Raw genomic sequence first — 5,214 nt, 5'->3', positions numbered from 1 at the left:
CGCCACCGACAACGACTGAACACAACCGCAACAGACACCACCTGGGTCAGGATTCAACCGCCCAAAGTGGGTCAGCGTTCAGCCGCCGCCGACACTGATCGCAGTCCGACCCGGGAGACGCCGGGGAGGGCGGGAAGCAGCGTTGACAAAGCCGGGACTGCTCGGAACTACCAGACGGGCCGGGTCCGGCGAGCGAGATCAGAGGGCGTACGAGAGGAACCAGTGGTAAAGCTCCGTAAGCGTGGCACCGGCTCAAATCTGGTGGATATGGGCCGGGTTGTAGCGCACAGTTCGCTCGTTGAGCGGGCTGACTCTGTAGCCGACTTGGCGTGTCGGTGGGGAGGCCACGGTGAAAGCCTGCGGCGTAACCGTGGCGATGCTGCCGGGGCAAAGCTGGGCGCCGGACTGATCGATCGATTCACCGTGAACACGGGAACCGTCCCGCGTCGTTCCCCAAACCCGGAATCCGTCCGGGTCCATGGGATAGATGCGTCGTCTGTCGAAGGTGCGGGATGGGGCGGAGGCTCCGTAGTAGTCCGAGCGGACGAGAGGTCCGCGCATGGCGAAGGGGGCCAGCAAGTCGGCAGTAAGGATGCTGGAATGCCGGGAGGCCGTTGGTGAATACCGACGAACTGGAATACGTCTTGCTCAAGGCGGAACGCCGGGTACTGGAGATCCAGACCAAGCTGCACCGTTGGGCCAGTGATGGCCCTCATCGCAGGTTCGATGATCTGTACAACCTCGCCGCGGACCCGGGCTTCCTGCTGGTGGCCTGGGATCGGGTGCGGAACAACAAGGGCGCGCGCACGGCGGGAGTGGACGGCGAGACCGCCTACTACATCGAGTCCGTGCGCGGGCTGGAGGGGTTCCTTGCGGAACTGCGGGAGGATCTTAAAGCCCGCACCTTCCGGCCCCTACCGGCTCGGCGGCGCGCGATTCCCAAGGCTGGCGGCAAGGTCCGTTATCTGGGTATCGCGACCATCCGCGACCGGGTAGTCCAGGCGTCCTTGAAATTGGTGTTGGAGCCGATTTTCGAGGCGGACTTCCTCCCGTGTTCCTACGGGTTCCGTCCGAATCGCCGGGCTCACGACGCGGTGGCCGAGGTTCACCATTTCGCATCCCGCTCGTATGAGTGGATTGTTGAGGGTGACATCAAAGCCTGCTTCGACGAAATCTCGCACTCCGCTCTCATGGACCGGGTGCGGGCACGGGTCGGAGACAAACGCGTCTTGGATCTGGTGAAGGCATTTCTGAAGGCGGGCATCCTCGATGAGGACGGCACGCTGGTGGATACCAACGCAGGGACTCCGCAAGGGTCGATTCTGTCCCCGTTGCTGAGCAATGTGGCTCTCTCGGTCCTGGACGAGCATATCGCCCAAGGGCCGGGCGGCCCCGGAGCCAGCCCATATGGGAGGGCCAAGCGACGCCGTCAAGGTCTGCCCAATTACCGCCTCGTGCGGTATGCGGACGACTGGTGCCTGCTCGTGTCGGGCACCAAGGCACACGCCGAAGCCCTGCGGGAGGAACTCGCCGGGGTCCTCTCCGCGATGGGCTTGCGCCTGTCGCCGGAGAAGACCCTGATTACCCATATCGACGAGGGCCTCGTCTTCCTCGGCTGGCGCATCCAGCGCCACCAGAAGCGAGGCACCGGCAAACAGTACGTCTACGTCTATCCAGCCAAGAAGGCCCTGGTGGCCGTCATGGCCAAGGTGAAGACGATCTGCCGGCGGAGCACGAACCTGTCGCTCGAAGACCTGCTGCGTCAGCTCAACCGGATGCTGCGGGGCTGGACCGCGTACTTCAAGTACGGATGCTCGAACGCGACTTTCAGCTATCTGAGGGCCTACCTCTGGAAGGAGATCATCAGATGGCAGGAGCGCAAGCATCGGCGCGTTCCTTGGAAGGTACTACGCCGACGCTACGGCATCTGGCCCGCCGAGGGCGGGATGGAATTGTTCGATCCGGCAAGAGTGAGCGCAAAGCGCTACTACTACCGGGGAACACGCATCCCGACACTGTGGCCGAGCACAGCATGAAGTGAACACCGACCCACGGGACTTGTGGAGAGCCCGGTGCGCTTAGCGGTGCACGCCGGGTTCGGGAGGCGACCCGGAGAAACGGGCTGGCCGTGAGGTCAGTACCGCGCTCCGGGTCGACCTCACTGTTTGCATCCCCGGTTCAGCCGGGAGGAACCGAAGGAGGTTCCTGGGCCTGATGACTTACCTGGATCCGAAAGGTGAAGGGGACAACAGCATGTCAGGAAACCAGCGACCGGGCTCAGTTGTCGGAGATGGGGTGCTGGGAGGCCCGCGCGATATGGCGAAGACTGGATTGTTTGAAGCCCAATCTCCAGCAGATGCAAGTTCTCATCCGCCGGAAGGACAGCTGAAACCGGTGCCGCGGTCTGCACGGGGTTCGATCGCGCCCCCGTGCACCTCCGGGGTGCGGAGCGATGCCCAGCGAGGGCATTCAAGGAGATGAGTGGGACGCCTAACTCGCGCTAGAACGTACAGCAGAGACGAACGTGGGATCGCCTACGGGACGCGAGTCCTAGGGCGACGGAGGCCCCGTAGTAGTCGCCGGATCAACGACCGGCCAGGGAGTACGGGAAAGCCGTCCACAGGGCGAAGGGGGCCAGGTGACTCGGACACATCAGACCCGGGAGGCATGCGAAATGCAGATCGCCGCAACGGCGTTGTGTGTCCTGCGTGAGCAGCCTGAATCGCTCACGCTGTAGTCACTGGAGAGCCGGATGACGGGAAACCGTCATGTCCGGTTCGGCGGGAGGCCGCGCGGAGCAGGACCTGCCACGGCGGGCGCCTCACCGCGCGGCCGACCCATCCGCATGGCTCCACCAGTTCAAACGCCTGCGCATCCGCTACGAACGTCGCCCAGACCTGCACCAGATCCTGCTCGAGCTGGCCTGCAGCATCATCTGCCCCTGCCGCCTCCGGAGATCATTCTGAAACCATCAGTTACAGGCGCCTCAGCTGGCCAGGCCACGCATCGCGACCCGCACGATCTCGTCCGCAGCCGCCTCGTCCAGCGGTGCATGCCCTGCCACCAGCCGGTACATCGCCGGACCGAACAACAGGTCGATAGCTGCCTCCGGATCCACGTCCGCCCTCAGCTCCCCCCGCCCCACCCCGCGCTCCCACAGCTCCCGGACCATCGCCCGCCGCGGAGTGATCAAACGATCCCGCAACTCCACGGCCACCGCCGGATCGCTCTGCGCCTCCGCCACCAACGCGGCGAAGACCCGCCCGGTCGAAGACGCGTAGAACCGGATCATGCCGCGCACCACCGTCCGAAAGTCCTCATACGCAGAACCAGTATCCGGATCCGACGACTCGGCATACATCTCCGAGAGGAACGCGTCGACCGCGACGGCATACTTGCTCGGCCACCACTTGTAGATCGTCGCCTTGCTCACCCCGCTGCGGGCGGAGATCAAATCGGTCGTCGTACCCCGCAGGCCACGCTGTCGCAGCAACTCGGTGCACGCCTGCAGGACGGCACGACGGGCCTGCTCACTACGCGGCCGGCCGGCGCGCCGCGCCCTCCCGGAAGCCGGAGCGGAATCGGAATCACTCATCCCCCCATCCAACACTGCTCCGACGCGGATCCCGCCGAGAGCCGGCCCGTAAAGCCGCAGTTCGCAACTCGCGCGCCACTGCGATCCGGGGCGGCATACCGCAGGCGAGCGCTGCGGCTGACCGCCGGTGTGGGCCTCGCGACCGAGGCCCGGTGCAGGTGGCCGGCATCTTCGTTCCATGCCTGCTACGCACCTGCTGATCATCAGCGATCGCACTTCGCTCAGCTGGGTCGTGACCAAGCAGCGGATGGCCTTGCCCGCTGGCCGCTCCGCGCTCGCCCAGTCGGTACGGGAAGGCGACGAAATCCTGCTCTGCACCACGCGCGCCTGCTGCAAGAACCCCACCCGCGGCCTCAGCCGGGTGATGGGCCGTGCTCTCGCCTCCAGCCCCGTGTTTTCGGGGAACGCGTGTTCACGCAAGGCTTCCACCTCCAGATCCAGGGGCTGGCGCGGTTGCGCGAGATCGGGGCCCGCGAGTACGCCCCGTCCATCGGCCGCTTCCTCAGCCCCGACCCACTCCTGGACCCCGGCGCGCCGCAGTCCTGGAACGCCTGCGACTACGCCGACGACACCGCCGTCACCACCGCCGATCCCTCCGGCGGATGCGCGGACATCGACGGCCTCACCCCCGCAGTGGCGCTGGGGCGTTTCATTTCCTCCTGGGGCAGCCTGGCTGAGGCGGTGCAGTGGCCAATTCTCCGGGCCGGCCACAGTCCGTCCATCGCGGCAGAGCGATCGCCGGCGGGCCATGCTCGGGCAGGGTTGGTGAGTCCCGCGGGATCGGAGCAGGGGTTTGTTACTCACTTTCGGGTGAACGCTGTCGCCGTGGTGGGTGACGGCGGCTGGAAGACGGTTGCCTCAGGCCCGTATCCGCAAGGTACTTAGGCCTGATACGTCACCAATCTGGCATCTTCAGGACCTAGATGATGATTACAGGCGCAAGTAACAGAAATCTACTGGATCAGTAATACCGCTCGCATTTCCCTCACAGCGTGGGGGAGTTGGGTGCAGGGTGTGCGTGTGCGGCCGACCAGCTGCACACCAGCACAACACACCCAGGCTGGCCTGCGGTTTTACTGCCGCCTCCGGCTCGGGTGTGGGCACCCTTTAACCTCGCCGTTTCGGTTGGGGTGGTGAGACGTCGCTGTTCGTCTGCTGTCGGGTGGGCCGGGTGATTTCGGTGCTTGGGCATGGCGGAGTCCCGGCGCGGTGGTCGGGTTCTCCAAGGTCTTTCGGGTCGCGGCGGTCAGGGGTTTGCTGGTCAACCAGCGGGACGGGGCAGTGCGGCGAGTCGGTGGAAAGCCGTGGCCAGTTCATGTCGCCAGGGCCAGGTGGCCGATATCCGCAAGCGCAGACGCCGACCGCCGCGGGTGAGGCGGGCCGCGACGTGCAGCAGTCGGTAGCGGAGCTTCTTCGGCTCGGCGGTGGCCAATTCCCCGGGTTCATCCGAGGATGCCCTGGCCTTCAGGCCGGGGAGGTATCGGGCTCCTGCGGAGCAGGGCAGGGATAGCTGGGTCGCCGTCAGGGCGATCCGGCGTCCACCCCGCACGGCGGTGATGTCGCCCACAATGATCGAGAACTCTCAACTGTCAGTCTTCTCGGGTAGGTTCGGATGTATG

General features: G+C 65.5%; 3 protein-coding genes and 2 pseudogenes. 3 read left to right on the top strand and 2 right to left on the bottom strand.

Translation table 11 applies throughout. The annotated features are described in order from the left end of the window. Positions 1–617 precede the first annotated feature (617 nt). Both ltrA and AB0M27_RS46550 read left to right on the top strand, forming a co-directional pair. The gene (gene ltrA / locus AB0M27_RS46555) at positions 618–2,036 is read left to right on the top strand and encodes a group II intron reverse transcriptase/maturase (RefSeq protein WP_365732263.1); all 1,419 of its coding nucleotides are present in this window, start codon (positions 618–620) and stop codon (positions 2,034–2,036) included. Positions 2,037–2,835: 799 nt separating this feature from the next. Further along, a pseudogene (locus AB0M27_RS46550) lies at positions 2,836–2,966 on the top strand (IS5/IS1182 family transposase); the annotation flags it as partial. Positions 2,967–2,986: 20 nt separating this feature from the next. Here AB0M27_RS46550 and AB0M27_RS46545 read toward each other — a convergent pair. Further along, positions 2,987–3,595, bottom strand: coding sequence for a TetR/AcrR family transcriptional regulator (locus AB0M27_RS46545; RefSeq protein ID WP_365732262.1), 609 nt, complete (start codon positions 3,593–3,595; stop codon positions 2,987–2,989). A 408-nt stretch (positions 3,596–4,003) separates the two neighbouring features. On the opposite strand from AB0M27_RS46545, the gene AB0M27_RS46540 reads away from it, so the two are divergent. Further along, on the top strand, positions 4,004–4,480 hold the full coding sequence (locus tag AB0M27_RS46540) for an RHS repeat-associated core domain-containing protein (RefSeq protein ID WP_365732261.1): 477 nt from the start codon (positions 4,004–4,006) through the stop codon (positions 4,478–4,480). 376 nt (positions 4,481–4,856) lie between these two features. Here the strand turns inward: AB0M27_RS46540 and AB0M27_RS46535 are convergent. Further along, positions 4,857–5,033: pseudogene (locus AB0M27_RS46535) on the bottom strand (transposase); the annotation flags it as partial. Positions 5,034–5,214 lie beyond the last annotated feature (181 nt).

Source organism: Streptomyces sp. NPDC052107, from assembly GCF_040680215.1.
Classification (GTDB): domain Bacteria; phylum Actinomycetota; class Actinomycetes; order Streptomycetales; family Streptomycetaceae; genus Streptomyces.
This window is presented reverse-complemented; position numbering and strand designations above follow the sequence as displayed.

What these genes read in the sequence shown, in the direction of transcription:
- AB0M27_RS46545 (WP_365732262.1), bottom strand. Translation starts at nt 3,595, where the DNA reads ATGAGTGATTCCGATTCCGCTCCGGCTTCCGGGAGGGCGCGGCGCGCC.